We start from the raw sequence: 25380 nt of genomic DNA, 5'->3' as shown, positions 1-25380 counted from the left end.
CAGCTCCCGCCGCCCGCCAATACGCCACCCCAAAGCTTTTCGCGTATGTCGCAAAATCCGGATTGTGCAGTTTGGAGCCGGAGTCCCGGCCCTCGAACAGCCGCTGCTGGTCACGCAGCACATTCCCATAGGCGGAGTTGTTGAACAGCACCGTCACCAGGTTGATCCCATGCTGCACCGCGGTCGCCAGTTCCGCCCCGCCGAACAGGAAACCGCCGTCGCCGGTCACCGCGACCACCGCACGGTCCGGATACGCCACCTTGACGCCCAGCGCCGTCGGAAACCCGGCCCCCAGCGTGCCGGAAAACCCAGACGTCACCAGCGTCCGCGGCGAGTGGAACGGAAACCCGAACCACGACACGTAACCCACCTGGGTCATTTCATCACATAAGATACCATCCCGCGGCAGCGCCTCTCGGATCGCCGTCAGATACGACATCTGCGGCTGCACTTTCTCGATCGCCACCGCCGCCTCCGCCTTGGCGCGCGCGATCGCCTCGGGTCGCCCGGGGTTCGGCGCGACCGCGTCGGCCAGCAACCGAGCGGTCGTGGCCGAATCCGCGACAATGCCCAGATCGACCTTCAGCCGACGCATCTCGGCCGGATCGATGTCGACACGCGCCACCTTCAGACCCGCCGGCAGCTTGCCCCAGCGCCCCAACGGCACATCCAGCCGAGTGCCGAACCCGACCAGCAGATCGGTCTCCGGCCACAGGCGATAGGCGGACGCAACCGTCAGCCCCAGGCGATGGTCATCATCGACCACGCCCTTTCCGCCCCGAAACGCCACCACCGGCGCGCCCAGCCGCTCCGCCAGCGCCAGGATTTCGGCCGAGGCGTGCAGCGCCCCGCCGCCAACCCATAGCATCGGCGCCTTCGCCTCGTTCAGCAGCTTGGTCAGCGCCGCGATCTTCTCCGCATCGACCGGCGGCGGCGGAAACAGTGGCAGCGGATCGTGCGGGGTCACCTCGGCAGCGGCGGAAAACTGATCCAGCGGCATCTCCAGCGCCACCGGACCCGGACGGCCAGACTGCATCTCCTGGAACGCCCGAGCGACCAGCAGTGGCGCCTGAGTGGGATGTTCGATGCGTTCGGCCCATTTCAACAGGCTGCGCAATGTCGCAAGCTGATCGGGCAGTTCATGCAATTGCCCGCGGCCACGCCCAATCATCGGGCCGGGAACCTGCCCGGTCAGGCACAGCACCGGCGCATTCACGCCCCAGGCCGTGGCCAGCGCGGCGGTGGTGTTCAGCACACCCGGCCCGGGCACCACGGCAAACGCCGCCGGTCGTCCGGTGGCGCAGGCATAGCCTAATGCCATGTAGGCCGTCCCTTGCTCATGCCGCGCATTGATCAACCGCATCCGGTTCGATGCACGTGCGAACGCATCGAATAACCCATAGGTCTGCACCCCCGGCAGCCCGAACACGGTATCGATGCCGTGCCGCAACAGGCCGTCCACGATGGCTTCACCGCCGGTCATCCGCGCCATTCTGGTGTTCCTTCCGTTCCGCCGGTTCAGTCCGGCATCGTGTTTCGCAAGGCGGCCCGTCCGCCGTGATTACATCCGGGGCAGCGCAGTACCCCGCTGCCCCATATATTTCCCCGCCTTGTCGGCATAGCTGGTCTCGCAAGGCTCGTTACCCTGCAGGAAAAGGAACTGGCAGATCCCCTCATGGGCGTGGATCTTCGCCGGCAGAGGCGTGGTGTTGCTGATCTCGATCGTCACCTGGCCTTCCCATTCCGGCTCCAGCGGGGTGACGTTCACGATGATCCCGCAGCGCGCATAGGTGGACTTGCCCAGGCAGATCACCAGCACGTCGCGCGGGATGCGGAAATACTCGACCGTGTGGCCCAGGGCGAAACTGTTCGGCGGGATGATGCAGACATCGGTCTTGCGATCGACGAAGCTGGCCGGAGAAAACGCCTTGGGATCGACCACCGCCGAGTCAATATTGGTGAAAATCTTGAACTCGTCGGCGATGCGCGCGTCGTAGCCATAGCTGGACAGGCCGTAGCTGATGACTCCGTCGCGCTTTTGGGCTTCGACGAACGGCTCGATCATGCCGTGTTCCTGCGCCATCTGGCGGATCCAGCGGTCGGACAGCACGGGCATGGGGGCAACGGACTCCTGACAACGGGCGATCCTGCCCCTGTAGCCCGGAAGCGTGCCCGATCGCAAACCACCCCCGCGCCCGAACGGCTGGCCTAACCGCAAGCTCGGCGCTAGACATCCCCACCCAAGGGTGCCCGCACCCCAAACGTTCAAGGACACACGCCCATGCCGGCCTATCGCTCCCGCACCACCACCCACGGCCGCAACATGGCCGGCGCCCGCGGCCTGTGGCGCGCGACGGGCATGAAGGACGGCGATTTCGGCAAGCCCATCATCGCCGTCGCCAACAGCTTCACGCAGTTCGTCCCCGGCCACGTCCACCTGAAGGACCTCGGCCAACTGGTCGCCCGGGAAATCGAGAAAGCCGGCGGAATCGCCAAGGAATTCAACACCATCGCGGTCGATGACGGCATTGCCATGGGCCACGACGGCATGCTGTACAGCCTGCCCTCTCGCGAGCTGATCGCCGACAGCGTCGAATACATGGTCAACGCGCACTGCGCCGACGCCATGGTCTGCATCTCCAACTGCGACAAGATCACCCCCGGCATGCTGATGGCCGCGATGCGCCTCAACATCCCCGTGGTGTTCGTCTCCGGCGGCCCGATGGAGGCCGGCAAGGTCCTGCACAAGGGCAAAACCCGGTCGGTCGACCTGATCGACGCGATGGTCGCGGCCGCGGACGAAGCCAACACCGACGAAGAAGTCGCCGTCATCGAACGGTCCGCCTGCCCCACCTGCGGCTCCTGCTCCGGCATGTTCACCGCCAATTCGATGAACTGCCTGGTGGAGGCGCTGGGCCTCGGGTTGCCGGGGAACGGCACCGTCGTCGCCACGCATGCCGACCGGCGTGAGTTGTTTCTGGAGGCGGGGCGGAAGATCGTCGAGATCACGCGGCGGCACTACGAAACCGACGACTATTCGGTTCTTCCCCGCAACGTCGCCACCTTCGCCGCGTTCGAGAACGCAATGACGCTGGATATCGCCATGGGCGGTTCCACCAACACCGTGCTGCATTTGCTGGCGGCGGCGCATGAAGGCGAGGTGCCGTTCACCATGCGCGACATCGACCGCCTGTCTCGACGCGTCCCCGTGCTGTGCAAGGTCGCACCATCAGTGCCCGACGTGCATGTGGAAGACGTCCATGCCGCCGGCGGGGTCATGGCGATCCTGGGCGAACTGGATCGTGCCGGTCTGGTCGACTCTTCGGTGCCCACGGTCCACGCCGAAAGCCTCGCCGAGGCCCTGCAACGCTGGGACGTGCAACGCACCGTCGATGAATCCGTAAAAACCTTCTACCGCGCCGCGCCCGGCGGCATCCCGACCATCGAGGCGTTCAGCCAGTCCGCCCGTTGGGACGCGGTCGACACCGACCGGGAAAAAGGCGTCATCCGCGACAAGGCACACGCCTTCTCCGCCGATGGCGGCCTCGCGGTTCTCTACGGCAACCTCGCCGAGGAAGGCTGCATCGTCAAAACCGCCGGCGTCGACTCCTCCATCCTCACCTTCTCCGGCCCCGCTCGGGTTTTCGAAAGCCAGGATGCGGCAGTCTCCGGCATCCTGGGTGGCGGCGTGAAACCCGGCGACATCGTGCTGGTCCGCTACGAGGGACCCCGCGGCGGCCCGGGTATGCAAGAGATGCTGTACCCAACCAGCTATCTGAAGTCGAAAGGCCTGGGAAAACTGTGCGCCCTGGTAACGGATGGCCGCTTCTCCGGCGGCTCGTCGGGCCTGTCGATCGGCCATTGCTCCCCGGAAGCCGCCGAGGGCGGCCTGATCGGCCTGGTGGAGGATGGCGACACCATCGTCATCGACATCCCCGGCCGATCCCTGACCCTGGCGGTCCCGGACGACGTCCTGGCCAGCCGTCGGACCGCTATGGAGGCAAAAGGCAACGCCGCCTGGCAACCAGCGGAACCCCGCCAGCGCCAGGTTTCCACCGCCCTGAAGGCCTACGCCGCAATGGCCACCAGCGCCGCCCGTGGCGCCGTGCGGGAGGTACCGCCGCTGCGCCGCCGTTAATCCCACAAGCACCAGGATGAGCGGTGGGAGGAGATTGCCTGGCCGGACCGACCGCCGCCCATCGTCATAGCCGGGCGTGTCCCGGCTATCCGCGCTCCGTCCGCCAGTGCGAAGATGGCCGGGACACGCCCGGCCAAGACGGTGAGAGCGTGGCGCCTAGCCAAAGCTTTCTCCCAACCATCCCCATCTTATTGCTTGGCCGGACCCACCGCGGCCCATCGTCATAGCCGGGCGTGTCCCGGCTATCCGCGCTTCGTCCGCCAGTGCGAAGATGGCCGGGACAGGCCCGGCCAAGACGGTGAGAGCGTGGCGCCTAGCCAAAACTTTCTCCCAGCCATCCCCATCTTATTGCTTGGCCGGGCCGACCGCGGCCCATCGTCATAGCCGGGCGTGTCCCGGCTATCCGCGCTTCGTCCGCCAGTGCGAAGATGGCCGGGCCGACCGCGGCCCATCGTCATAGCCGGGCGTGTCCCGGCAATCCACGCTTCGTCCGCCAGTGCGAAGATGGCCGGGACAGGCCCGGCCAAGACGGTGAGAGCGTGGCGCCTAGCCAAAGCTTTCTCCCAACCATCCCCATCTTGAGGTCTATGGGAGGTGTCCCAGCCATCTGCGGACCGCCGGCACCCTTCCGTGATGGGCAGCGCCCCCCGAGCGCCCCGGTCAAACCCGCTCGCTGATCGCGATCGCCGCCCGGCACCCAGCCTTGATTACGCGCGACAACAACCGATACCCCGGCGCCTGCTCCGCCCCATGCGCCAGCCCGATATCGCGATGCTCCAGTTCTTCAGCCTGAAATGTCTTTACCGTCCGCCGCAGTTCCGGCTCTGCATCGCCCAACGTCTCCAACTGAGCCGCATAATGCGCGTCGATGCTCTCCTCAACCGCGACGGTGCAGGCCATCGCCGCCTTCTCCCCCAGCGCCGCCGTTACCGCACCCAGCGCGAACCCGGCCAGGTGCCAGAACGGCAGCAGCGCCGTCGGCCGCACCCGCCGGTCCGCCACCATCGCGTTGAACGTCCGCAGATGCTCCTGCTCCTGCGCCTGCATATGGCGCAGCACGTCACCCTTCCCGCCACGCCCCAGCACCGCCAACTGCCCGGCATAGATCCGCGCCGCACCATATTCCCCGGCATGATCCACCCGAATCATCCGTTCGGTGACATCCCGCATCGTCGGGTCGCCCGGCAAACCGATACTCATCGTCTGTGCCTGTTCATTGCCAGTGACCCAGCCACCACCGCCGAGAACACCAGCCCGTACAGCATGTTCATCGCCGCCATCGACACCGGGACACCGGGGATCAGGAACGTCGGGTCATCGCACGGCTTCGACGGCCGTGACGGCATCGACGCCAGCCGGTCGGCGATCGACCCACCACTCAGATGCGGCGCGGCACATTCCGGCAGCGGGCTGGGCCACCATTTGAACTCCACCCCGACATGCACCGCCGCGATCGCCACGTCGCCCAGCAGGCACAGCACCGCCAGCACCAGCAACGCGCGGCACAACCCGCGCGGCGAGATCGCCGCCAGCAGACCCAACACGATCACGATCCGGTAGGGCCAGCGCTCCAGCAGACACAGCGCGCATGGCACCAGCCCGACCCATTCCTCCGACACATAGGCGACACCCAGGGCCGCGGCGGCCCCCAGGGCGACCAGGACAGCGAGGGATCGAGGTGCATGGCGTCGCATGACGTTCCGTGTGCCCCGAGTGCCCGCCGGATGCAAGTTGCCGCTGCGTGTCAGCACGGTTAGTCTATGAAACGCCATCGAGAGAGAAAAATTATGCACCGCATCGTCTGGGGCCGAGCGACGTCCAGCAACGTGATGAAAGTTCTGTGGGCACTGGGCGAACTCGAGCTGCCGTTCGAGCGGATCGATGTCGGCGGCGCCTTCGGCAAGACCGACACCCCAGAATACCGCGCGATGAATCCCACCGGACTGGTGCCGACGTTGCAGGAGGGCGACTTCACCCTGTGGGAGAGCAACGCGATCGTGCGTTACCTCGGGCAGACGCATGCCTCCGGCACGAAACCCTGGCCGACCGACGCGCACACGCGCGCCACCATCGACCATTGGATGGACGCTCAGCAGACGGTGCTCAACCGGCCCATGAGCGGCGTGTTCTGGGGTCTGGTGCGCACGCCGCCCGACAAGCGCGACCTGACCGCCGTGGCCGCTTCCATCGAGGAGACCGCCCGAGCCTGGCGCATGATCGATGCCAAGTTGCAACATCACGACTTCATCGCCGGTGCCGATTTCACCCTGTGCGACATCCCCTGGGGTGTCCACGCGCACCGCTGGTTCGGCATGGACTATCAGGGCCTGACCCGCCCGGAGCTGCCGGCCCTGCGCACCTGGTATGATCGTCTGTGCCAGCGTCCGGCCTATCAGAAGCACGTTATGGCGACACCTATCGCGTAGGAAGTGCTGGCACCATCACGCTCTTTCGTGCGATGACCGGTTGACTGATTGGGGTCTCGAGCACGCCGGGTTATTTCGGTATCGGGTCTATCCAGCTAGCGGTAACCGTTCGAAAGACCCTGTGTGACCATCCTGCCTTCCGCTGCCAGCATCCCGCCGGCGACGATCCGCCTGCGGTTACCCGCGGCGGTGGACCGGCACCGCATCGTCTGGTCCTATGCTGTCACCGTCGGCGTGTACCATCTGATCGCGCTGCTGGCCGTGCTGCCGTGGTTCTTCAGTTGGACCGGAGTCGGGCTGGCCATCGCCGGCATCTATGTGTTCGGCGGCCTCGGCATCAATCTGTGTTTTCATCGGCTGTTGACGCATCGCGGCCTGGTTTGCCCGAAATGGCTGGAGCATGGCTTCGCGATCCTGGGCGTATGCTCCATGCAGGACACACCGGCGCGCTGGGTCGCGGTGCATCGGCGGCATCACGAACATTCCGACCGGCAGGACGATCCGCACAGTCCGCTGGCGGGATTTCTATGGGGCCATGTCGGCTGGATGCTGGTGGAGAACCGCGATCTGGTCCGGCTCGGTATCTACGAACGTTACGCGAAGGATATCCTGCGCGATCCGTTCTACCGCCGGCTGGAACGGACGTTGCTGTATCCGATCATCGTCGTGGCGTCCTGGGCGGTGTTCTTCCTGGGCGGCTTTGCCGCGAGTCTCCTGACCGGGCATGGCGTCGAAACGGCAGCCCGGTTCGGTACCGGTCTGCTGATCTGGGGCGTGTTCGTGCGGATCGTCCTGGTCTGGCATATCACCTGGTCGGTCAACTCGCTGGCGCATCTTTGGGGTTATCGCAACTACGAGACCGGCGAGCGGAGCCGCAACAACTGGTTCGTTGCGATTCTGACCAGCGGCGAGGGCTGGCACAACAACCACCACGCCGACGCGCGTTCGGCTCGGCATGGCCATCGCTGGTGGGAAATCGATCTGATCTTCGGTTTCGTGTGCGGGTTGCAGGCAGTGGGGCTGGCCTGGGACGTCTGCAAGCCGGATCGGCGGGCAATCGCAAGGTTGGTGGGGAAGCGACCGAAGCCGTAGCTCAAGGCGAGTCCATTGCCGTTAGCAAAGATCGGCGGCTTCAGGTTTGATACCCCGCCAATCACCCCGCCGCCGGCTGAATATCCACCATCAGCTCATTCCCCAGCCGCTCCAACCCCGTCCGCATCGTCTCCGTCGCCGCCACGTTCGGCGCCCGCACCAAAGCCGTCGCCCGAAACAACGTCTCGCCGCTGAACGACGCGCTGGCCACACCGGTCGTCAGTTCCTCGATGTTCACGCCACTCTCCGCCAGAACCCGCGTGACATCCCGCACGATCCCCGGACGGTCGTTCCCCACGACCTCCAGCATCAGCCGGGGCTCCGCGGGAGCAGCCACCGGTTCGGCCAATCCGCCCTGAACCAGGATCCGCAATCCCTGGTTCTCCAGCGCCCGCAGGTCGTCCGGCAGCGACTCCGGAGCCTCCACCAGCACGATCCCGGCAAACTGGCCGGCCAGCCTGGCCATACGGCTTTCCAGCCAACTGCCACCGCATGCCGCGACCGCCTCGGACAGCGCACGCACCAGACCCGGACGATCCGGGCCGACGACAGTCAGGATCAGGGATGCCATGGCCGCTCCTCCAAATGACGGTCCGGCATACCGCCTGCCGTCCCGGCCGGCCAGTCCGCCGTCGCCTCGATGCGATAGGGCGCATTCCTCCCATACGCGAACGATGTTGCAAACCGTGACGCATCATGGTTTGACGCGCGCCTTGGAGGATAGCTTCCCTATGTCGAACTTTGTTTCCGGCCGTCATTTCCTGCAAACCCCCGGGCCGACCAATCTGCCCGACCGGGTGCTGCGCGCCATGGATCGCAACGCGATCAACCACCGAGGTCCGGAATTCGGCGCCCTCGGCCGCGAACTCGTCGCCAAACTGCGCACCGTGTTCCAGACCAAGATGGCGATCGTCGGGATCTTCCCCGCCTCCGGCACCGGCGCCTGGGAATCGGCACTGACCAATGCCCTGGTGCCCGGCGATCGCATCCTGATCAGCCGCACCGGCCAGTTCTCCCATCTGTGGGAGCAGATGGCGACGCGCCTCGGCGTCGATGTCGTCAGCCTGGAGACCGACTGGCGCCGCGGTGCCGACCCGGTCGCCATCGGTCAGGTCCTCGAACAGGACCGCGAGCACAAGATCAAGGCCGTCTGTGCCGTCCATAGCGAGACGTCGACAAGCTGCATGACCGACATCGCCGCGGTCCGCCAGGCGATGAACCGAGCCAAACATCCCGCGTTGCTGATGGTCGATGCGATTTCTTCGCTGGGCTGCGCCGACTACCGGCACGACGAATGGGATGTGGACGTGACCATCGCCGGCTCCCAGAAAGGCCTGATGGTCCCCCCCGGCCTGTCCTTCACCGCCATCAGCGACAAGGCGCTTGCCGTCGCCCGCGCCGGCGGTCAACGCCGCAGCTACTGGGACTGGGAGCCGTTGGTCGCCTCCAACAAGACCGGCTTCTTCCCCTACACCCCCGCGATCAACCTGCTGTTCGCGCTGAATGAGGCGCTGGACATGCTGGCCGAGGAAGGCCTGCCCACTGTGTTCGCCCGCCACAACCGGTATGCCCAGGCGACCCGCCTGGCCGCCGTCGCCTGGGGGCTGGAACTGCAATGCGCCGACCCGGCCGCCTATGCGCCCGGGGTGACCGCCATCCGCACGCCGGACGGCCACAGCGCCGACAACCTGCGCAATGTCATCCTCGAAAAGTTCAACATGAGCCTCGGCAACGGTCTGGGCCGCGTCGAGGATCGCGTCTTCCGCATCGGTCACATGGGCGACCTGGGTGTGCTGTCCTTTACCGGGACGCTGACCGGCGTCGAGATGGGCCTGCGCGCGGCCGGCATCCCGCACAAGGAAGGCGGCGTCCAGGCGGCGATGAACTATCTGGCGACCGCCAACGGCTGACGCCTCAGGGCCGCCCCGATACGCGGGCGGCCCGCCATTCGAGCCTTCAGTCGTTCTGGCCGGTGCTTTCCGACGTCACCGGGCGTTCCACGAACGCGGCACTGGCCGGCATGCTCATCATCCCCGACATGGGGTCGTGTGACACGGCTGCGGTTTCCTCGGCCTGCTCCGATGTATCGGTCTGCGCCGACCGGGACCGCGACAGCTTCCGTCCCATCGAATACAGGAATCCCCCGGCCCCGGCCGGCATCAGGAACATCACGGCGATCAGGATCACGCCATAGACCGCGCCCGGCGCCGCCTTGGACACCAGATCCGACAGGTTCGGCACGAATTCGATGAACGCAGCCCCGATCAGCGTGCCGCCGATCGACGCGACCCCGCCGACCACCAGCCCGACGAACAGGAAGATCGAGACGAACACGCCAAAGCTGTCCGGCGCCACGAACTGCACCGCGATCGCGCCCAACGATCCGGCCAAACCGGTGTACATCGCACTAAGGGCGAAAGTGCTGGTCTTCACCATCGGCAGATTGATGCCCATTGCCTCGGCCGCCATCGCATGGTCGCGGATCGCCATCATCGCTCGTCCCACCCGGCCGCGCACGATGTTCCAGGCGATGATGTACAGGACCACGGCGATCCCCACCGTGAACAGATACAGCCATTGATCCGGTGATAGCGGCAGGCCGAATGGTGCCTCCGGCTTGTCGATCACCAGCCCCTGCACGCCGCCGGTCCAGTCCTCGAACAGCTTGTATTTCAGGACCTGCGGCACCGCGACCGCCAGGGCGAACGTGGTCAGAGCAAGGTAAAGCCCCTCCAGCCGCAGTGCCGGCAGGCCGACCAGAAACCCGACGATCGCGCAGACCACGGCCGAGATCGGCAATGTCGCCCAATACGGCACGTTCCAGGTGCTCATCAGGATCGCCGTCGTATAGGCGCCGATCGCATAAAACGCACCGTGCCCCAGCGAAATCTGCCCGTTGAACCCGGTCAGCAGCGCCTGTCCCAGGATGGCGATGGCATAGACCACAACGAGCGTAAGCTGGAACAGGTGGTAATTGCTGAATCCGGCAAGCGGCCAGATGGTCCCCAGCAGTACCAGAAGCGCGGTGATCCAGAACGTTCGCATGGTCGTCACACCCGGCTGTACACGCGCCGGCCCATCAGGCCGGTCGGCTTGATCAACAGCACGCCCACGATGATCACCAGCGCCATCGTCAGCTTCAGTTCGGTGCCGACCAGATAGGCACCGCCGAGGTTCTCGATCACCCCCACCGCGAAGCCACCCAGCACCGAACCCAGCGGACTGTCGATCCCGCCCAGCAATGCACCGGCGAAGGCGTAGAGCAGGATGCCGCCCATCATGTTGGGATCGAGGAAAACGATCGGCGCTACCATGCAGCCGGCCACCGCGCCGATCGCCGCTGCCAGGCCCCAGCCCAGTGCGAGCATCCAACCCACCCGGATGCCGACCAGCCGCGACGAGGTCGCATTGTGGGCCGCCGCGCGCATTGCCAGACCCAGCCGTGTATGCCGGAAGAACAGGTAGACACTGAGCAGAACCAGCAGGGTGACGCCGGTGGAGCCCAGTTCATGGCCCGACAGATACCCGCCCAGCATGGGGTGATCCGGAAACGGTGAGGGAAACTGCTTGATCGTGTAGTCGAAGAACCAGCCGCTCATGGCATTGACGACCAGCAGCAGCCCGATGAACACCCCCACCGATGCCAGCACCGGCGCGTTCGCCAGCGGCCGCATCAGCACCCGTTCGATCGCCACGCCAACGATAAACGACAGCACCACCGCCATGACGAGCGCCTCCCAGTAGGAGAAACCGGCGTTGATGAACATCAGCGCGACATAGGTTGAGAAGGTCGCCATCTCGCCCTGCGCGAAGTTCACGTGATGGGTGGATTGGTAGATCATCACCAGCGCCAACGCGACCGACGCGTAGATGCCCCCCGTGGCGAGGCCCGACATGATCTGATGGAGTACACCTGCGAGCATCGTGCCCCCCTAATACCCGAGGTACGAGCGGCGGATGCCCTCGTCCTTGCTGATGTCGGCGGACGAACCTGCCATCACGATCCGCCCGGTTTCCAGCACATAGGCATCCTCGGCGAATTCCAGCGCGATGGCGGCGTTCTGCTCCACCAGCAGGATGCTGACGCCGGCGTCCTCCTTGATCCGCCCCAGGATCCGGAAAATCTCCTGCACGATCAGCGGGGCAAGGCCGAAGGACGGCTCATCCAGCAGCAGCAGCCGGGGCCGCAGCAGCAGCGCGCGCACGATCGCCAGCATCTGCTGCTCGCCGCCGGACAGGGTGCCGGCCTGCTGCTTGTAACGCTCCTTCAGCCGGGGAAAGTAGTCGAACATGTGCTCGAAATCGTCGGTCGCCTCCCTGGCCGGGCGCGTATAGGCGCCCAGCCGCATGTTCTCCTCCACCGTCAGTTCCATGAACGTGCCGCGTCCCTCGGGCACATGGGCGACACCCAACCGGACGATGTCCTCGGTCGCCATGCCGTCGATGCGCTTGCCATCGAGGGTCATCTCGCCCCGGGTCCGGATCAGGCCGCAGATCGCCCGCAGCGTCGTGGTCTTACCGGCGCCATTCGCGCCCAGCAGCGCGGTCACGCCACCCTGGCGAATCGCGAAATCGATGCCGTGGAGGACCCTGGTTTCGCCATATGCGGCGTGGAGGCCCTTGGCCTCAAGCAGGTTGGTCACGCGGATATCCCGCGCGTTACCGTGTGTCTACGCGCGTCATCATCCGTTGGGCACGTCATGTAGCCACATGCTGCGCGCGATAGACCCATGCGGCCGCAACCTGCCATACGCCTCCCTTCCCTTCGTTATTTGGTGTTTCCCAGACGAACGGAAACTGACGAACCGGGCTCGCCGAGTCAATTGGTATACCGCGCGACGGGGCGATTGGTTTGGGGGCGAGAAAGCCAGGGTCCTGACTGTCCATCGCCGCGTTTCCGTCGCCGAAGACCCTGTGCCACCGGGGTGGCCAAGATGCCGGCGGACCCGTTAAATCGCGGCAATGTTTCGACAGGGCCTGAAAATGACCGACCCAGTTTCGCGTCGCGGCTTTTTCTTGAACGCCACGGCCGCCGGCGTTGCCGCGGGCACGCTGGCCACGCCGGACGCGAACGCCGCCGCCGCATCCCGGATGAAATGGAATCGGGAAGCCGACGTCGTCGTCGTCGGCGCCGGCGCCATGGGGATCACCGCCGCGATCGCCGCGCGGGAGGCCGGTGCCTCGGTCATCGTGCTGGAAGCACAGCCGCATATCGGCGGCCACGCCATCACCAGCGGCGGCAACGTCCCGCTGGGCGGCGGCACCAGCGCGCAAAAGAAACACGATATCAAGGACTCGCCCGACCTGCTGTTCCGCGACCTGACCGACTGGTCCGTGGTCGAGCCCAACGGCTTTCCCGACTACCGCTATAACGATCGCGAGATCATCCGAGCCTTCGCCGACCACAGTGCCGCCACCTACGAATGGCTCGTTGCCCACGGCGTGATCTTCGTCGACAAGGCGCCCGACGCCGCCGGCGGCAACGCGGTGGGCAATTCGGTGCCGCGGGAGATGCACGCCGCCGTCATGAACTGGCCGATGGTGCAGACCGGCCAGCCGGCCGACCCCGCCGTACAGGCGACCTTGTCCTCCGGCAACGGTCTGATGCGCCCGCTGGAAGCCGCAGCGCGGGAGGCCGGCGTGATGATCCTGGAGCGGCACCGGATGGTATCGTTGCACCGCCAGGACACCGGGCGGGTGATCGGCGTCACGGTGGACAACAATGGTGCCCGGCTGACCGTTGGTGCCCGCAAGGCAGTGGTCATCGCAACCGGCGGGTCGACCGGAAACGTAAACTTCCGCCGCATGGCCGATCCACGCCTGACCGAGGAATATTGCGGCCTCGCCGGCATGCCGTGGTCCGATCAGGACGCCAGCGGTGAAATCGCGGCGATGGCGATCGGCGCGTCATTGTGGGGGATGTACAACCAGACCGGCGACTTCGGCTACAAAGTAACGAAACCTGGTACCATCGGCAACCAATACGGCTATCGCAACCTCCACTGGATGCCCGGCAGCCCCGTATTCGACCGCGCCCGAGCGATCGGACTTCCTGTTCATGACTGGCAGAATGTCATTACCGTCAACATGATCGGGAAACGGTTCTATGACGAAACAGGACCCGCCTTCACCACGAATGATTACGGTTCGATTAACCCCTATACGGCGGGGGATTACCGAAATGCCCGGGATATCGCCTGGAAGCCGAACAACTGGCTCAACGCCGCGATGGCTGGAATCGGTGACGGCCATAACGGTGGCGGTCCGATCTGGGCCGTGTTCGATGCCGACGCGGTAACCCGGGAAAAGTGGGTAACGACGCCGCCGCACGTGGACAGCGCCGGTGGATTCTTCTTCACCGCCGACACCCTGGCCGATCTGGCCCGGAAGGTCGTAATGACGCATCAGCGGGTGCCAATGCCACCCCAGACCCTCGAAGCAACCGTCGCCCGCTATAACACATTCGTCGAATCAGGCACGGACGACGACTTCGGCAAACCCAAACCGCTCTACAAAATCGCCACCCCGCCCTTCCACGCCGCATGGGCAACCCCCGTGATCCACGACACCCGCTTCGGCTTGCGCATCAACGCGAACTGCCAAGTGATGGACATGAACGGTCAGGTCATCCCTGGCTTATACTGTGGCGGCGAGTCGGCGGGCGGTTTCAGTGAGCACGGCCTGGCCCGGGCGACGTGCCAAGGCTATATCGCCGGACACCATGCGGTGTTGGGGTAAGGGACAGACGGATTGAGAAACGGTACCGTGCCATGAAAACCTTCACGCCCACACGCCCCCAAACCCAACCCTTGGTTTCTTCCCCCCAATCAGCGAACATGCGTTCCGCTAACGAACCGGGGAAACGCACGCCATGCTGAAAAGGCTGATTCTGGCCGCCGCCATCCTCATGGCCGCGACCGCCGCCCATGCCGCAACCCTCGACTCCGTCCGCCAGAAAGGTTTCGTCGCCTGCGGCGTCAATGTCGGCCTGGGCGGTTTCTCCATGCCCGACAGCAAGGGCATCTGGCGCGGTCTCGACGTCGACGTCTGCCGAGCGGTCGCCGCCGCGGTGTTCGGGGATTCCGGGAAGGTTCGCTATATTCCCACCACCGGCACCAATCGGTTCGCCGCGCTCCAATCGGGTGAGGTCGACATCCTCTCCCGCAACACCACCCTGACCTTCCTGCGCGACGTGACCATCGGCCTGCGCATGGTGATGGTGAACTTCTATGACGGCCAGGGCTTCCTGGTGTCCAAGACCGCCAAGGTATCCAGCCTGAAGGACCTGGCCGGCGGCACCATCTGCATGCTGCAAGGCTCCACCCACGAACTGAACCTCGCGGACTGGATGAAGCAGCATAATATTCAGTTCAACATCGTGCTGCTCGACACCACCGACGTGTTGATCAAGACCATGCTGTCCAACCGGTGCGACGCCGCGTCCTCCGACAGTTCCAACCTCGCGTCCATCCGCGGTGCCGGCGTGCCGAACCCCGACGACTTCGTCATCCTGCCGGACCGGATCAGCAAGGAGCCGCTGGGTCCCATGGTCCGCAAAGGCGACGATCAGTGGCTGGACGTGGTCCGCTGGTCGATGATGGCGATGCTGGAAGCCGAGGAACAGGGCGTCACCTCCACCAATGCCGACCAGATGTTGGCCGACAGCACCAACCCAACCGTGCAGCGCCTGCTGGGCAAGTCCGGAGACTTCGGCAAGCAGTTGGGATTGGACAACGCATTCGCGCTGAACATCATCAAGCAGGTGGGCAACTACAGCGAATCCTATGAGCGTAATGTCGGCAAGGGCAGCAGCTTGAAACTGGATCGCGGATCGAACGCGCTGTGGACCAATGGCGGCCTGATGTACCCCATCCCGTTCCGCTAAGGCGATCGGCCACCGGAAGCCACGCGGCAAACCCGCTTCGATGAACCACCCAGTCCGCAACAGCCGATCCGAAGTTCTCGCCCCGTTCGGCATGCGCAGTTTCCGGTTCCAGTTCCCAGCCGATCTGCTGACCTCCTGGGGCTTTGAGATGGAGAACCTGATCCTAGGCTGGTACATCCTGACCACGACCGGATCGGTGCTGCTGCTAACCGTGTACGGCTCGCTGCAATATGTCGGCACGCTGATCGCACCTATATTTGGCCTCGCCGGGGACCGGCTGGGGCATCGCAATGTGCTGTGCACGATGCGCGTGGTCTACGCGTCGCTGGCCGCGCTGATGACCACGCTGGCGGCGCTGGCCATCCTGACGCCTGCGGTGGTTATGATGATCGCCACCATCGCCGGATTGATCCGGCCCTCGGACCTGGCGATGCGCAATGCTCTGGTGGCGGAGACGATGCCCGGCGACCGGCTGATGGCAGCGATGGGGGTGGCTCGGACGACCTCCGATTCCGCCCGTGTCGTCGGCTCCCTCGCCGGCGCCGCCCTGTTCGCCCTGTTCGGCATGGCGCCGGCCTACATCGTGATCACCGCGTTCTACGCCACCGGTTTCAGCCTGACCCTGGGCGTCGGCGCGCCGCGTCCATCCGACGCCATGGCGCGCCTGTCGTTCTGGCGCGATCTGCGCGAGGGTATGGCCTATGTCTGGGACACGCCCGCGTCGCTGGCGGCGATGTGGCTGGCCTTCCTGGTCAACATGACGGCGTTTCCGCTGACCCTGGGATTGCTGCCCTACGTGGCGCGCGAGATCTATCACGTCGATCAGACCGGCCTCGGCTCCTTGGTCGCCAGCTTTGCCGTCGGCGCCCTGACGGGTTCGATCGCCATCGGTTTCGCCGGACGGTCGATCCGCCCGGCCCGCATGATGATCATCTACGCCATTGTCTGGTACGTGATGCTGCTGGCCTTCATCCACGTGCCCGGCATCACCGGCGGGCGCCTCACCCTGGTCCTCGCAGGCTTCGCGCAGAGCCTGTCCATGGTGCCAATGGCCGTGATGTTGCTGCACGGCGCCGGTGCGCGGTTTCGCGGGCGGGTCATGGGGGTTCGCATGCTGGCGATCTATGGCCTGCCACTGGGACTGCTCGCCGCGGGTGGCCTGATCGAGCGGTTTGGCTTCGCGGCTACTGCGACGGGCTATTGCGTGGTAGGGTTGCTCATGACAGGGGCGATCGCCGCCCGCTGGCGCGCGGCACTGTGGCCCCTGGACGCCGAGGCCAACGCACGCTGACCTGTCGCGGCGGGATAAAAAGAACGTGAGCCAAGAACCACAACAAACAGCAAAAAAATATCATCAAAGAGGCATGTGCTTGCCTCAATCCGGTCACTCTTGATGCCCACATACGATGCTGATGGAACAGCTTGAAGGAGTAAAGCCGATGCTTCGCTGGAAGGCCCTTATGATTGCGGCTCCGCTCGCGGCGGGGCTGATGGCGGCGCCAATGGCGGCAGACGCGGCCTGGCATGGCGGCCATGGTGGTGGCGGCTGGCACGGCGGCGGCGGCGGTTACCATGGTGGTTACCATGGTGGTTACCACGGCGGCTGGCATGGTGGTCCCGGTGTCGGAGGGGCCTTGCTTGGCCTCGGCGCAGCGGCCGTAGTCGGTGGCGTGATCGCTTCCCAGGCCTATGCCCCGCCGCCTGTCTACTACGCCCCGCCGCCGGCCTATTACGCGCCGCCCCCGGTTTATTACGCACCGCCTCCGGGCTACTACCCCGGCTACTAGAGCATGATCGCGCTGGGCGGAACGTCCAGAGCGCGTGAATCATGCGATCAAACAAAGCGCTAGAGCGTTTTCTCCCTGCACAGTCAGGGTGAAAACGCTCTAACGTGATCGACCGAATCCGCGCCGTCTGACGATGGCGCGGGCCGCCTTTTAGACGTCCCCGAATTGCTTCCGCAGCGTCGGCTTGTGGACTTTCCCAGTCGCGTTGCGCGGTAGCGCGTCGGTGAACACCACTGAGTGCGGCAGTTTGTACCGAGCGAGGTTGGCGGCGCAGTGCGCCACGATCTCGTCCTCGGTCAGTGTCAGCCCCGGCTTCACCACAACGACCGCACGTCCCACCTGGCCCCAACGCATGTCTGACACACCGATGATTGCCGCCTCGGCGATCGCATCGTGTTCATACAGAACGTTTTCGACCTCCGCCGGGTACACGTTCTCACCGCCCGAGATGTACATGTCTTTCCACCGATCGACGATGAAGTAATAGCCTTCATCGTCGATCAGGGCGGCATCGCCAGTATGCAGCCAGCCATCGGTGAAGGACGCAGCGGTGACTTCCGGCTGTTTCCAATACCCCTTGGTGATGTTCGGACCTTTCACCCACAATTCGCCAACCGAACCCGCGGGGACATCGGTGCCGTCGTCGCCGACAACCCGCATCTCCATGTTCAGCGCCGGCTTGCCGGCTGAACCCGCCTTGCGAACCGCATCTTCGCGGTCCAGCACAAGGACCAGCGGGCTCGTCTCCGTCATGCCGTAGCCCTGCTGCAACACCGCCCCTCGATGCTGCCAGGTCTCCAGGATCGTGTCCGGCGTCGGAGCACCGCCGACACCGGCGAACACCAACCGGCTGACATCAGTTTCCAGGAATCGAGGGTGCTGCCCCATGAACTGATAGTTCGCCGGCACGCCGAACATATGGGTCACCCCGACGCCGGGATCGCCGATCAGCCGCAGCGCTTCCCCCGGATCGAAGGCGCGCATGATCAGCACCGAACCGCCGCACTGGAACACCGGGTAGGAAAATACATTCAGCCCACCCGTATGGAACAGCGGCAGCAACCCCAGGAACACGGCGGATCGGGAAACGCCTGCCATCGCCATGCTGTGCACAGTGTTCCAGAAGTTCATTCCGTGCGTGATGATCGCGCCCTTCGGCAGTCCTGTCGTGCCGGATGTGTAAAGAATGGTCGAGATGTCATCCAGCGTCGCCGCGACCGTCTCTGTCAGATGCGGCTCATCTTGAGTGATCCGTTCGAACGCTGGCCCAAACGGACACAGCCGCCCGATGCCGCAGGCAACGGCCAGTTCCTGCGCCCGATCAGTGTATTCCGGATCATAGACCAGCATCGCCGGCATGCAGTCGGCCAGGATCGCCCGCAACTCCGGATTCGCCAGCCGCCAGTTCAGCGGCACGAAAATCGCGCCGATGCGGCCGCAGGCGAATTGCACCTCGAACGTGTCGGTGGTGTTCGGCGCCAGCACCGCGACCCGGTCGTTCAGTTGGATACCGGCGTGCGACCGGAGCCACCCGGCGAGCCGGGAAATCCGGTCGTCGAACGTCGCATAGCTGTGCCGCCGCCCGGTCGCCAGATCGACCGCGGCCAGAGAATCCGGCCGGCGCAAGGCGTGGTGGGCAATGCAGTCGTAGTACGGAATGGACATCGTCAGCCTCCCGTCGCGTCAGGCCGGAATCCTCACTGGCAATGAAACGATCGACCGCAGCAGGTTGGAGTATCCGCGTGTCGGTTCACCGACGACTTCGATCAGCGGTAGATCCCGCTTCAAGATTTCCTCCCACAGGATCGTCAGTTGCATTTCCGCAAGACGGTTGCCAACGCAACGATGGATGCCGAACCCAAACGACAGATGTTGCCGAGGCCGAACTCGGTCGATGATGAAATCGTCGGCCCGCTCGATCGCGTCGTCATCGCGATTGCCGGACAAATACCACATCGCCACCTTGTCGCCGCGGCGGATCGCTTTGCCCGCGAGTTCGGTGTCCGCCAGCGCGGTACGCCGCATGTGGATCACTGGTGTCTGCCAGCGGATGATCTCCGGCACCATGCTGGTCACCAGGGCCGGATTTTCCCGCAGCTTGCGGTATTGTTCGGGGAACTGATTCAACGCCAGCAGGCCGCCGGAAATCGAGTTCCGCGTCGTGTCGTTGCCGCCGACGATCAGCAGCAGCAAATTGCCCATGAATTCGTGCGGGCGAGACGGCAGGTCGCGCGTCGCCTCGCCATGCGCCAGCATCGAGATCAGGTCCGGCTGTGGCGCCTGCTTCGCCCGCTGGTTCCAGAGGTCGGTGAAGTAGGTGACCGCCCCGTCCAACACCTCATTCCGCTTTTCTTCCGAATCGATCTCAGTCCCGGCCCGCGTGTTTACCGTGGCGACATTGGACCAATACGTCAGCTTCGTCCGTTCCTCGAACGGGAAGTCGAACAACGTCGCCAGCATCTGGGTGGTCAGTTCGATCGACACCCGCTCCACCCAATCGAACGTCTCGCCCCGCGGCAAGCCGTCCAGGATGCGGCCGACCCGTTCCCGGATGGTGCCGGATAGGTTGGCGAGGTTCATCGGCGCGACGATCGGCGCCACGATCTTGCGCTGCTCATCGTGCTTCGGCGGGTCCATCGAGATGAAACTGGGCCGGCGAAAATCCATCGGCACGTCGCGCAGCACGATGCCACCCATCATCGCGTCGGACGAAAACGCGTGCTGGTTGGTGTCCACCGCCATGATGTCGCGATAGCGGGTAACCGACCAGAACGCGCCGTACATGCCGCTTTCACACCAGTGCACCGGGTCTTCCCGGCGCAGGCGCTCGAAATAGGGGCGCCACGTATCATCTTGATATAAATGCGGATTACTGACGTCGATGCGGTCTATCGGCGTCGCATAGGCGTCTTCCCGCGGGTCGAACCCAACCGGTGCGTCCATCGTCTGCCTCCCTGGTGGCAGTCATGTTGGGCGGTCCGCGTTCTTCCGGGCCGGATCCGCTTATCCGCACGATAGCACGGATTTTGGCGAAGGGTGGAACAACCTTAGTACGGAAAGCTACGGTCTGGTATTATCGCCAAAGCCAGTGCAGACTGACGGCAGGAGACGTACCAAAATGGCAGAACGGACCTTACGCGGCCAAGCCGTCATCGCCGGGATCGGTGAGACGCCCTACTACAAGTACGGCCAATCCCCCGACAGCGAGTTCAAACTGGCACTGCGCGCCATCCTGGCGGCGGCGAAGGACGCCGGTATCGATCCTAAGGATATCGACGGGTTCGCGTCCTACTCCAACGACCGCAACGATCCCTCGCGGTTGGCCGCCGCGCTTGGCACCAAGGAATTGCGCTTCTCCAACATGCAATGGGGCGGCGGCGGCGGCGGGGTCGCGGCCGCGGTGGGCAACGCGGCTGCGGCCGTGACCACGGGCATGGCCAACTGCGTCGTGGCATTCCGAGCCCTCGCGCAAGGCCAGTTCGCTCGGTTTGGTCGAGGCACCGGGGCGCCGCTGGCCTCCGGCGACGATGCGTTCACCATCCCTTATGGCGTGATGTCGCCGGCGCAGAAATTCGTCATGAAGGTCGTCCGCTTCATGCACGACCACGGCGTGAAGCAGGAAGCATTGCGCGCGATTTCACTCGCATCCTACCACCATGCCCAGAACAATCCGCGCGCCGTCATGCATGGACGTCCGCTTGACGAGGCGAAATACGATGCCTCCCGCTGGATCGTCGAACCGTTTCATCTGTTCGATTGTTGCCTGGAGAACGATGGCGCAGCCGCGGTCATCATCATGCCGGCCGATCGCGCCAAGGACCTGCCGCACAAGCCCAGCTATCTTCTCAGCGCAGCCGGCGGGTCCGACCATCGCTGCGCCGCGCCGATCCACAACGGACCGAACTACCCGAGTTCTCATTTCGCCACCGTCGCACCCAACCTCTACGCGATGGCCAAACTGGGGCCAAAGGACATCGACGTCGTGCAGTGCTACGAAAACTTCACCGGCGGCGTGCTGATGAGTCTGGTGGAGCACGGCTTCTGCGCCCCCGAGGAAGCCAACGACCTGCTGCGGCTGGAGAATCTGATCGCCCCCACCGGCAAGATGCCGCTGAACACCAGCGGCGGAAACCTCGCCGAGTGCTACATGCACGGACTGGAACTGGTGAATGAGGCGGTGCGCCAGATCAGGGGCGTTTCGGTCAACCAGGCATCGAAGAACGATGCCGTCATTGTCATCGGCGGCCCGATGGTCACGCCGGTCAGTTCCTTGATCCTGGGTTCGGAGGCCACGCTCTGATGTCGTATCTACCCGAGGGCCTGCCTGCCCCGTCCGCCGGCGCCGATGGCTTGTCCACGCCCTATTGGGAAGGCACCCGTCGCGAGAAACTGCTCATCCAGTTCTGTCGCGGTTGCAGCCATTGGCAATGGGGTCCGGAATGGATCTGCCATCGTTGCAACAGTTTCGATCTCGATTGGCGGGAAGTCGAAGGCCGAGGCGTGATCTACAGCTATCAGCGCATCTGGCACCCGGTGCATCCGGCCCTGAACGGGCACGGCCCCTACATCGCCGCACTGGTCGAACTACCCGCCGCCGGCAACGTACGAATGGTGGGCAACCTGCTGGGCGATCCCAAGCAGGACGTGCCGATTGGCGGCTCGGTCGAAGCCGTGTTCGAGCATCACGACTCCGCTGCGCCACCCTTCACACTGGTGCATTGGCGGCTGATTTAGCGATCGAGCTTCCGAGCCTTCAGTCGCCCAATCGCTTCGCCAACCATCCGAGTCGGCTCCTCCGACTGGTACGCTCGGTACATGCAACGAATGCCCGCTTCGACTGCGTCGTTGACGGGCATCGCCTCCCATTCGCGGATTAGTTCCTTTTGTAACCGGATCGCCTTTGGTCCGGACTCGACGATCGAGTCCACCCACCGGCCCAGCGCTGCATCCAATTCCGCTGCGGGAACAACCTTCTCGACCAAACCCCACGCCAGTGCGGTCGGCGCATCGATGTTGTCGCCGGTGTAGAGCAACAGCTTCGTCCGCCCCCAGCCGATCAGTTGCGGCAGCAAGGCGGCCTCGACCACCGACGGCAGACCGATTTTCACCTCCGGCATGCCGAACACCGCGTTGTCGCTGGCGATGTGCATGTCGCAGGCCGCCATCACCTCCAGCCCCGCGCCCAGGCAGAAGCCGTTCACACGAGCGATGACCGGCACCGGAAGGTCCCGCAGCACCTTGCACATCCGATGGATCAGCGTCAGGAAATCCCGCGCTCGGGCGGGGTTCAGCTCGCCCAATTCATGCAGGTTCGCACCCCCCATGAACGCGCGGTCGCCCTCACCGGTCACGACCAGCACCCGCAGGTCCGGATCGTCCGCCAGCACCGTGACCGCATCGATGAACGCCGTGACCTGCGCATGACCCAGGCAGTTCAAGCGCGCCGCGTTGTTGATCGAGATCGTGGCGACGCCGCCATGGCGCCGGACAAGTACGTCGGTCATGCTTGTGTCCTCTGGTTCCAGCCGATCGGGCCGCGGAAAGGCCTCATATCCGGATAACCGCTGACCGCCCAGGCACCATCGACCAGCAGGCTGGCCCCGTTGACGTAGCTCGCGTCGTCGCTGGCGAGGTACAGCGCCGGCGCCGCGATCTCCGTCGGCTGAGCCGGTCGTCCCATCGGGATACGCTGTTCAAACGCCGCCAGCGCATCCGGATTGTCGAAGTGGCGCCGGGTCAGATTGGTCTGTACCAACCCAGGCAATATGGCATTCACCCGGATGCCAAACTCCGCGAATTCCAAGGCCCCGTTGCGCGACAGCATCTCCACGCCCGCCTTCGCCGCCACATACGCCGATCCCGCATGCATCGGCACATGCGCGTTCAGCGAGGCGATGTTGACGATGCTGCCGGTCCCCTGCCGCATCATCTGCCTGGCTTGGTGCTTCATGCCGAGGAACACGCCCTTCAGGCACAGATCGACGGTAAAATCCCAGTCCGATTCCGCCAGATCGACGATGTAGCCAGCCCGCGATCCGCCGGCGACGTTGAATGCGGCGTGGACGGCGCCAAACCGGTCGACGGCCGTGCCGACCAGTGCCTCGGCGGCGGCTTCCTTGGTCACGTCGGCCTCGATCCCCACGAATCCGCTTCCCAGGTCCTCGATGCCATGCAGGTCCGACCCGACAACCTTCGCACCTTCGGCCAGCAATCGCCTGGCGATGGCCAGCCCGATGCCGGACGCGGCCCCGGTCACCACCGCGACCTTGCCAGCGAAACGGTCCGTCACTGCGGTCATTTGCATCCTCCCACGCGGCGTTAAGGGTTTGGCAATCTCTTCGTGGTTCCGTGCCCGCGTTTCGATGGGCAGCCTGCATGGAACTATCGGTTGGGATCAAGGTCGCCGCCCGCGGCCTGGAATGGGATGTCACGGAGGTCGAACCGCTGGGTTCTCAGCAACGCGTGCGATTGGCATGCACTAGCGGAGACTTGTCCGGCCTGGAGTGGGACGTCCTGCACCCGGCCGAAGCGCTGTCCATCGTGCAAAGCGACCCGCGGCCGGAGGAAGCCGGGCCGCTGGACGATTGGCGCCGCTATCACATTGCTCGTTTGCTGGAACGCATCCCCGGCACCCCCGCGCCACCCGGCCGCATCGCCATCGAACCCTACCAACGCGTCCCCCTTCTACGCGCACTGGACATGGTCCGGCCGAGGCTACTGCTGGCGGACGGCGTCGGCCTTGGGAAAACCATCCAGGCCGGGCTGATCGCCGCCGAGCTGCTGGTGCGCCGGCGCGCCCACCGCATCCTGATCGTCTGCCCACCCGGTCCCTTGCTGCGGCAATGGCAGCAGGAAATGCGCATCCGCTTCGGCCTGCGCTTCACCGCCATCGCCGACGCCACGGATCTGCGCCGTGCGCGAAAGGGCCTGGAGCTGGGCGGAAATCCGTTCGATGCGACCGCGCTATGCCTCACCTCGATGGACTTCGCCAAGTCGGACCGCGTGCTGGCGGAATTGGAACGCGTGTCCTGGGACCTCGTCATCATCGATGAGGCACATCACTGCGTCGGCGAGGAAAACCAACGCCGCCGCCTGGCCGAGGTTCTATCAGTCAAATCCGACGGCCTGTTGTTGCTGACGGCAACGCCGCACGATGGCCACGATCCGCATTTCGCGTCGCTGATGGCATTGCTCGACCCCAGCCTGGTGGATGGGGCGGGGCGGTTGGTCGGGACGGCCTATCGCCGCCATATCGTTCGCCGCATGAAATCGCATATTCGTTTGGCATCCGGCGCACCACTCTTCCGAGACCGCATTGTCATGCCGGTCCGGGTGGATGTGACCGATGCCGAATCCGTCGGCGTCTTCCACAAGGCATTATCCGCCCTGGTAGCGCCCAGATTGCAACGATCGCGTGACCGCACCGGCCTGACCGACGCACTGGCCTTCGTCAGCCTTCTGAAACGGTCGATGTCCACCATCGCTGCCTGCGTCGCGACCTTGCGCGTGGTGGCCGATCGCTACGGCACCGAACCGCTGCGGGAACGCCAGCGTGCCTTGCGCGCCTATCGCCGCCGGATGGCCCGCTTCGGTGTGTTGGCCACGGCCGATGAAGAAGACATCGCCGAACTGGAAGCCGAGGAAATGGCCGCGTCGCTGACCGGCGAAGCGACCTTGGCCGATCTGCAGACGTTGATCCGCCTCGGCCAGGCCGCCGCGCCGCACGATCCCAAACTGTCTGCCCTGGTGCTGGAAATTCGGCTGATTCGCCTGAATCATCCAAGCGCCAACGTGATCGTCTACACAGAATACGCCGACAGCCAGCAAGCCGCCATTGAGGCCTTGGCCGCAATCGGCACCACGATCCTCGCCATCAGCGGCACCGACCCGGAATCCGAACGATCCCGTATCGCGGAACGCTTCGCCGAAGCGGACGGCATCGTCCTGGTCAGCACCGACTCGCTGGCAGAGGGACTCAACCTGCACCAGCGCTGTTGCCACCTGATCCATCTCGATCTGCCCTACAACCCGAACCGCCTGGAACAACGCAAC

At 64.8% G+C, this 25380-nt stretch carries 23 protein-coding genes; 11 read left to right on the top strand and 12 right to left on the bottom strand.

The window, feature by feature from the left end; translation table 11 throughout:
- Both GSQ89_RS13910 and dcd read right to left on the bottom strand, forming a co-directional pair.
- On the bottom strand, positions 1 to 1492 hold a 1492-nt coding region (locus tag GSQ89_RS13910), incomplete at its 3' end, for a thiamine pyrophosphate-binding protein (protein ID WP_158926064.1).
- A 69-nt stretch (positions 1493 to 1561) separates the two neighbouring features.
- Entirely contained in the window at positions 1562 to 2116 is a 555-nt protein-coding gene (dcd, locus tag GSQ89_RS13905) for a dCTP deaminase (protein WP_158926062.1), read from the bottom strand.
- A gap of 165 nt (positions 2117 to 2281) precedes the next feature.
- On the opposite strand from dcd, the gene ilvD reads away from it, so the two are divergent.
- The gene (ilvD, locus tag GSQ89_RS13900) at positions 2282 to 4138 is read left to right on the top strand and encodes a dihydroxy-acid dehydratase (RefSeq protein ID WP_158926059.1); all 1857 of its coding nucleotides are present in this window, start codon (positions 2282 to 2284) and stop codon (positions 4136 to 4138) included.
- Positions 4139 to 4798: 660 nt separating this feature from the next.
- Here ilvD and GSQ89_RS13895 read toward each other — a convergent pair.
- Together GSQ89_RS13895 and GSQ89_RS13890 are read right to left on the bottom strand one after the other, a co-directional pair.
- A complete protein-coding gene (locus GSQ89_RS13895; protein WP_254073198.1) occupies positions 4799 to 5338 on the bottom strand; it encodes a demethoxyubiquinone hydroxylase family protein in 540 nt (179 codons plus the stop codon).
- Positions 5335 to 5832 carry a disulfide bond formation protein B gene (locus GSQ89_RS13890; protein WP_158926057.1) on the bottom strand — a complete coding sequence of 166 codons (498 nt, stop codon included), beginning with the start codon at positions 5830 to 5832 and terminating at the stop codon, positions 5335 to 5337. Before GSQ89_RS13890 ends, GSQ89_RS13895 begins: the two co-directional genes overlap by 4 nt.
- A 93-nt stretch (positions 5833 to 5925) precedes the next feature.
- On the opposite strand from GSQ89_RS13890, the gene GSQ89_RS13885 reads away from it, so the two are divergent.
- Together GSQ89_RS13885 and GSQ89_RS13880 are read left to right on the top strand one after the other, a co-directional pair.
- Positions 5926 to 6564, top strand: a complete 639-nt coding sequence (locus tag GSQ89_RS13885; RefSeq protein ID WP_158926054.1) for a glutathione S-transferase family protein — start codon at positions 5926 to 5928, stop codon at positions 6562 to 6564.
- A 123-nt stretch (positions 6565 to 6687) separates the two neighbouring features.
- Entirely contained in the window at positions 6688 to 7656 is a 969-nt protein-coding gene (locus GSQ89_RS13880) for a fatty acid desaturase (RefSeq protein ID WP_158926052.1), read from the top strand.
- Between the two features lie 61 nt (positions 7657 to 7717).
- On the opposite strand, the gene GSQ89_RS13875 is transcribed toward GSQ89_RS13880, so the two are convergent.
- The gene (locus tag GSQ89_RS13875; RefSeq protein ID WP_158926050.1) at positions 7718 to 8227 is read right to left on the bottom strand and encodes a glycine cleavage system protein R; all 510 of its coding nucleotides are present in this window, start codon (positions 8225 to 8227) and stop codon (positions 7718 to 7720) included.
- A gap of 160 nt (positions 8228 to 8387) precedes the next feature.
- Here GSQ89_RS13875 and GSQ89_RS13870 point away from each other — a divergent pair, with 160 nt between their 5' ends.
- Positions 8388 to 9566 (top strand): alanine--glyoxylate aminotransferase family protein, encoded by a 1179-nt coding sequence (locus tag GSQ89_RS13870; RefSeq protein WP_158926048.1) that lies wholly within the window; start codon positions 8388 to 8390, stop codon positions 9564 to 9566.
- Between the two features lie 46 nt (positions 9567 to 9612).
- Here GSQ89_RS13870 and GSQ89_RS13865 read toward each other — a convergent pair whose 3' ends face one another.
- The 3 genes from GSQ89_RS13865 to GSQ89_RS13855 are packed head-to-tail and all read right to left on the bottom strand — an operon-like array spanning position 9613 to position 12299.
- Positions 9613 to 10701, bottom strand: coding sequence for a branched-chain amino acid ABC transporter permease (locus tag GSQ89_RS13865; RefSeq protein WP_158926045.1), 1089 nt, complete (start codon positions 10699 to 10701; stop codon positions 9613 to 9615).
- A 5-nt stretch (positions 10702 to 10706) separates the two neighbouring features.
- On the bottom strand, positions 10707 to 11579 hold the full coding sequence (locus tag GSQ89_RS13860; protein ID WP_158926043.1) for a branched-chain amino acid ABC transporter permease: 873 nt from the start codon (positions 11577 to 11579) through the stop codon (positions 10707 to 10709).
- A 9-nt stretch (positions 11580 to 11588) separates the two neighbouring features.
- Positions 11589 to 12299 (bottom strand): ABC transporter ATP-binding protein, encoded by a 711-nt coding sequence (locus GSQ89_RS13855; protein WP_158926040.1) that lies wholly within the window; start codon positions 12297 to 12299, stop codon positions 11589 to 11591.
- A gap of 340 nt (positions 12300 to 12639) precedes the next feature.
- Between GSQ89_RS13855 and GSQ89_RS13850 the strand changes: the two genes are divergently transcribed.
- From GSQ89_RS13850 to GSQ89_RS13835, 4 genes are all read left to right on the top strand, one after another.
- Positions 12640 to 14394 carry an FAD-dependent oxidoreductase gene (locus GSQ89_RS13850; protein WP_158926038.1) on the top strand — a complete coding sequence of 585 codons (1755 nt, stop codon included), beginning with the start codon at positions 12640 to 12642 and terminating at the stop codon, positions 14392 to 14394.
- Positions 14395 to 14527: 133 nt separating this feature from the next.
- Complete coding sequence (locus GSQ89_RS13845) at positions 14528 to 15541, top strand: amino acid ABC transporter substrate-binding protein (protein WP_158926036.1); 1014 nt, start codon at positions 14528 to 14530, stop codon at positions 15539 to 15541.
- 40 nt (positions 15542 to 15581) lie between these two features.
- A complete protein-coding gene (locus GSQ89_RS13840; protein ID WP_158926034.1) occupies positions 15582 to 16832 on the top strand; it encodes an MFS transporter in 1251 nt (416 codons plus the stop codon).
- Positions 16833 to 17001: 169 nt separating this feature from the next.
- Positions 17002 to 17328: a hypothetical protein gene (locus tag GSQ89_RS13835; RefSeq protein ID WP_216856155.1), complete on the top strand. Its 327-nt coding sequence runs from the start codon at positions 17002 to 17004 to the stop codon at positions 17326 to 17328.
- Positions 17329 to 17478: 150 nt separating this feature from the next.
- On the opposite strand, the gene GSQ89_RS13830 is transcribed toward GSQ89_RS13835, so the two are convergent.
- Positions 17479 to 18993, bottom strand: coding sequence for a long-chain fatty acid--CoA ligase (locus GSQ89_RS13830; RefSeq protein ID WP_158926030.1), 1515 nt, complete (start codon positions 18991 to 18993; stop codon positions 17479 to 17481).
- Between the two features lie 18 nt (positions 18994 to 19011).
- Positions 19012 to 20271: a cytochrome P450 gene (locus GSQ89_RS13825; RefSeq protein ID WP_158926028.1), complete on the bottom strand. Its 1260-nt coding sequence runs from the start codon at positions 20269 to 20271 to the stop codon at positions 19012 to 19014.
- A 175-nt stretch (positions 20272 to 20446) separates the two neighbouring features.
- Here GSQ89_RS13825 and GSQ89_RS13820 point away from each other — a divergent pair, with 175 nt between their 5' ends.
- Together GSQ89_RS13820 and GSQ89_RS13815 are read left to right on the top strand one after the other, a co-directional pair.
- Complete coding sequence (locus GSQ89_RS13820; RefSeq protein WP_158926020.1) at positions 20447 to 21628, top strand: thiolase C-terminal domain-containing protein; 1182 nt, start codon at positions 20447 to 20449, stop codon at positions 21626 to 21628.
- A complete protein-coding gene (locus GSQ89_RS13815) occupies positions 21628 to 22062 on the top strand; it encodes a Zn-ribbon domain-containing OB-fold protein (RefSeq protein ID WP_158926018.1) in 435 nt (144 codons plus the stop codon). The genes GSQ89_RS13820 and GSQ89_RS13815 overlap by 1 nt, the downstream gene beginning before the upstream one ends.
- Here GSQ89_RS13815 and GSQ89_RS13810 read toward each other — a convergent pair.
- Together GSQ89_RS13810 and GSQ89_RS13805 are read right to left on the bottom strand one after the other, a co-directional pair.
- Complete coding sequence (locus GSQ89_RS13810) at positions 22059 to 22832, bottom strand: enoyl-CoA hydratase (RefSeq protein ID WP_158926016.1); 774 nt, start codon at positions 22830 to 22832, stop codon at positions 22059 to 22061. The two genes, GSQ89_RS13815 and GSQ89_RS13810, sit on opposite strands and share 4 nt — an antisense overlap.
- Complete coding sequence (locus tag GSQ89_RS13805) at positions 22829 to 23626, bottom strand: SDR family NAD(P)-dependent oxidoreductase (RefSeq protein WP_158926014.1); 798 nt, start codon at positions 23624 to 23626, stop codon at positions 22829 to 22831. Before GSQ89_RS13805 ends, GSQ89_RS13810 begins: the two co-directional genes overlap by 4 nt.
- Before the next feature lie 77 nt (positions 23627 to 23703).
- On the opposite strand from GSQ89_RS13805, the gene GSQ89_RS13800 reads away from it, so the two are divergent.
- Positions 23704 to 25380, top strand: a 1677-nt coding sequence (locus GSQ89_RS13800; RefSeq protein ID WP_158926012.1) for an SNF2-related protein, incomplete at its 3' end; no start/stop codon positions are given.

Origin of the sequence: Acidisphaera sp. S103 (assembly GCF_009765975.1) — a bacterium.
In the GTDB taxonomy this organism is placed as follows: Bacteria; Pseudomonadota; Alphaproteobacteria; order Acetobacterales; family Acetobacteraceae; genus Rhodopila.
Note: the sequence above shows the minus strand (reverse complement) of the source record. Positions and strands in the feature narration are given on the sequence as shown.

Coding starts and splice junctions, on each gene's coding strand:
- dcd (WP_158926062.1), bottom strand. CDS start 2,116: ATGCCCGTGCTGTCCGACCGCTGGATCCGCCAGATGGCGCAGGAACAC.
- ilvD (WP_158926059.1), top strand. CDS start 2,282: ATGCCGGCCTATCGCTCCCGCACCACCACCCACGGCCGCAACATGGCC.
- GSQ89_RS13895 (WP_254073198.1), bottom strand. CDS start 5,338: ATGAGTATCGGTTTGCCGGGCGACCCGACGATGCGGGATGTCACCGAA.
- GSQ89_RS13890 (WP_158926057.1), bottom strand. CDS start 5,832: ATGCGACGCCATGCACCTCGATCCCTCGCTGTCCTGGTCGCCCTGGGG.
- GSQ89_RS13885 (WP_158926054.1), top strand. CDS start 5,926: ATGCACCGCATCGTCTGGGGCCGAGCGACGTCCAGCAACGTGATGAAA.
- GSQ89_RS13875 (WP_158926050.1), bottom strand. CDS start 8,227: ATGGCATCCCTGATCCTGACTGTCGTCGGCCCGGATCGTCCGGGTCTG.
- GSQ89_RS13870 (WP_158926048.1), top strand. CDS start 8,388: ATGTCGAACTTTGTTTCCGGCCGTCATTTCCTGCAAACCCCCGGGCCG.
- GSQ89_RS13865 (WP_158926045.1), bottom strand. CDS start 10,701: ATGCGAACGTTCTGGATCACCGCGCTTCTGGTACTGCTGGGGACCATC.
- GSQ89_RS13860 (WP_158926043.1), bottom strand. CDS start 11,579: ATGCTCGCAGGTGTACTCCATCAGATCATGTCGGGCCTCGCCACGGGG.
- GSQ89_RS13850 (WP_158926038.1), top strand. CDS start 12,640: ATGACCGACCCAGTTTCGCGTCGCGGCTTTTTCTTGAACGCCACGGCC.
- GSQ89_RS13845 (WP_158926036.1), top strand. CDS start 14,528: ATGCTGAAAAGGCTGATTCTGGCCGCCGCCATCCTCATGGCCGCGACC.
- GSQ89_RS13840 (WP_158926034.1), top strand. CDS start 15,582: ATGAACCACCCAGTCCGCAACAGCCGATCCGAAGTTCTCGCCCCGTTC.
- GSQ89_RS13835 (WP_216856155.1), top strand. CDS start 17,002: ATGATTGCGGCTCCGCTCGCGGCGGGGCTGATGGCGGCGCCAATGGCG.
- GSQ89_RS13830 (WP_158926030.1), bottom strand. CDS start 18,993: ATGTCCATTCCGTACTACGACTGCATTGCCCACCACGCCTTGCGCCGG.
- GSQ89_RS13825 (WP_158926028.1), bottom strand. CDS start 20,271: ATGGACGCACCGGTTGGGTTCGACCCGCGGGAAGACGCCTATGCGACG.
- GSQ89_RS13820 (WP_158926020.1), top strand. CDS start 20,447: ATGGCAGAACGGACCTTACGCGGCCAAGCCGTCATCGCCGGGATCGGT.
- GSQ89_RS13815 (WP_158926018.1), top strand. CDS start 21,628: ATGTCGTATCTACCCGAGGGCCTGCCTGCCCCGTCCGCCGGCGCCGAT.
- GSQ89_RS13810 (WP_158926016.1), bottom strand. CDS start 22,832: ATGACCGACGTACTTGTCCGGCGCCATGGCGGCGTCGCCACGATCTCG.
- GSQ89_RS13805 (WP_158926014.1), bottom strand. CDS start 23,626: ATGACCGCAGTGACGGACCGTTTCGCTGGCAAGGTCGCGGTGGTGACC.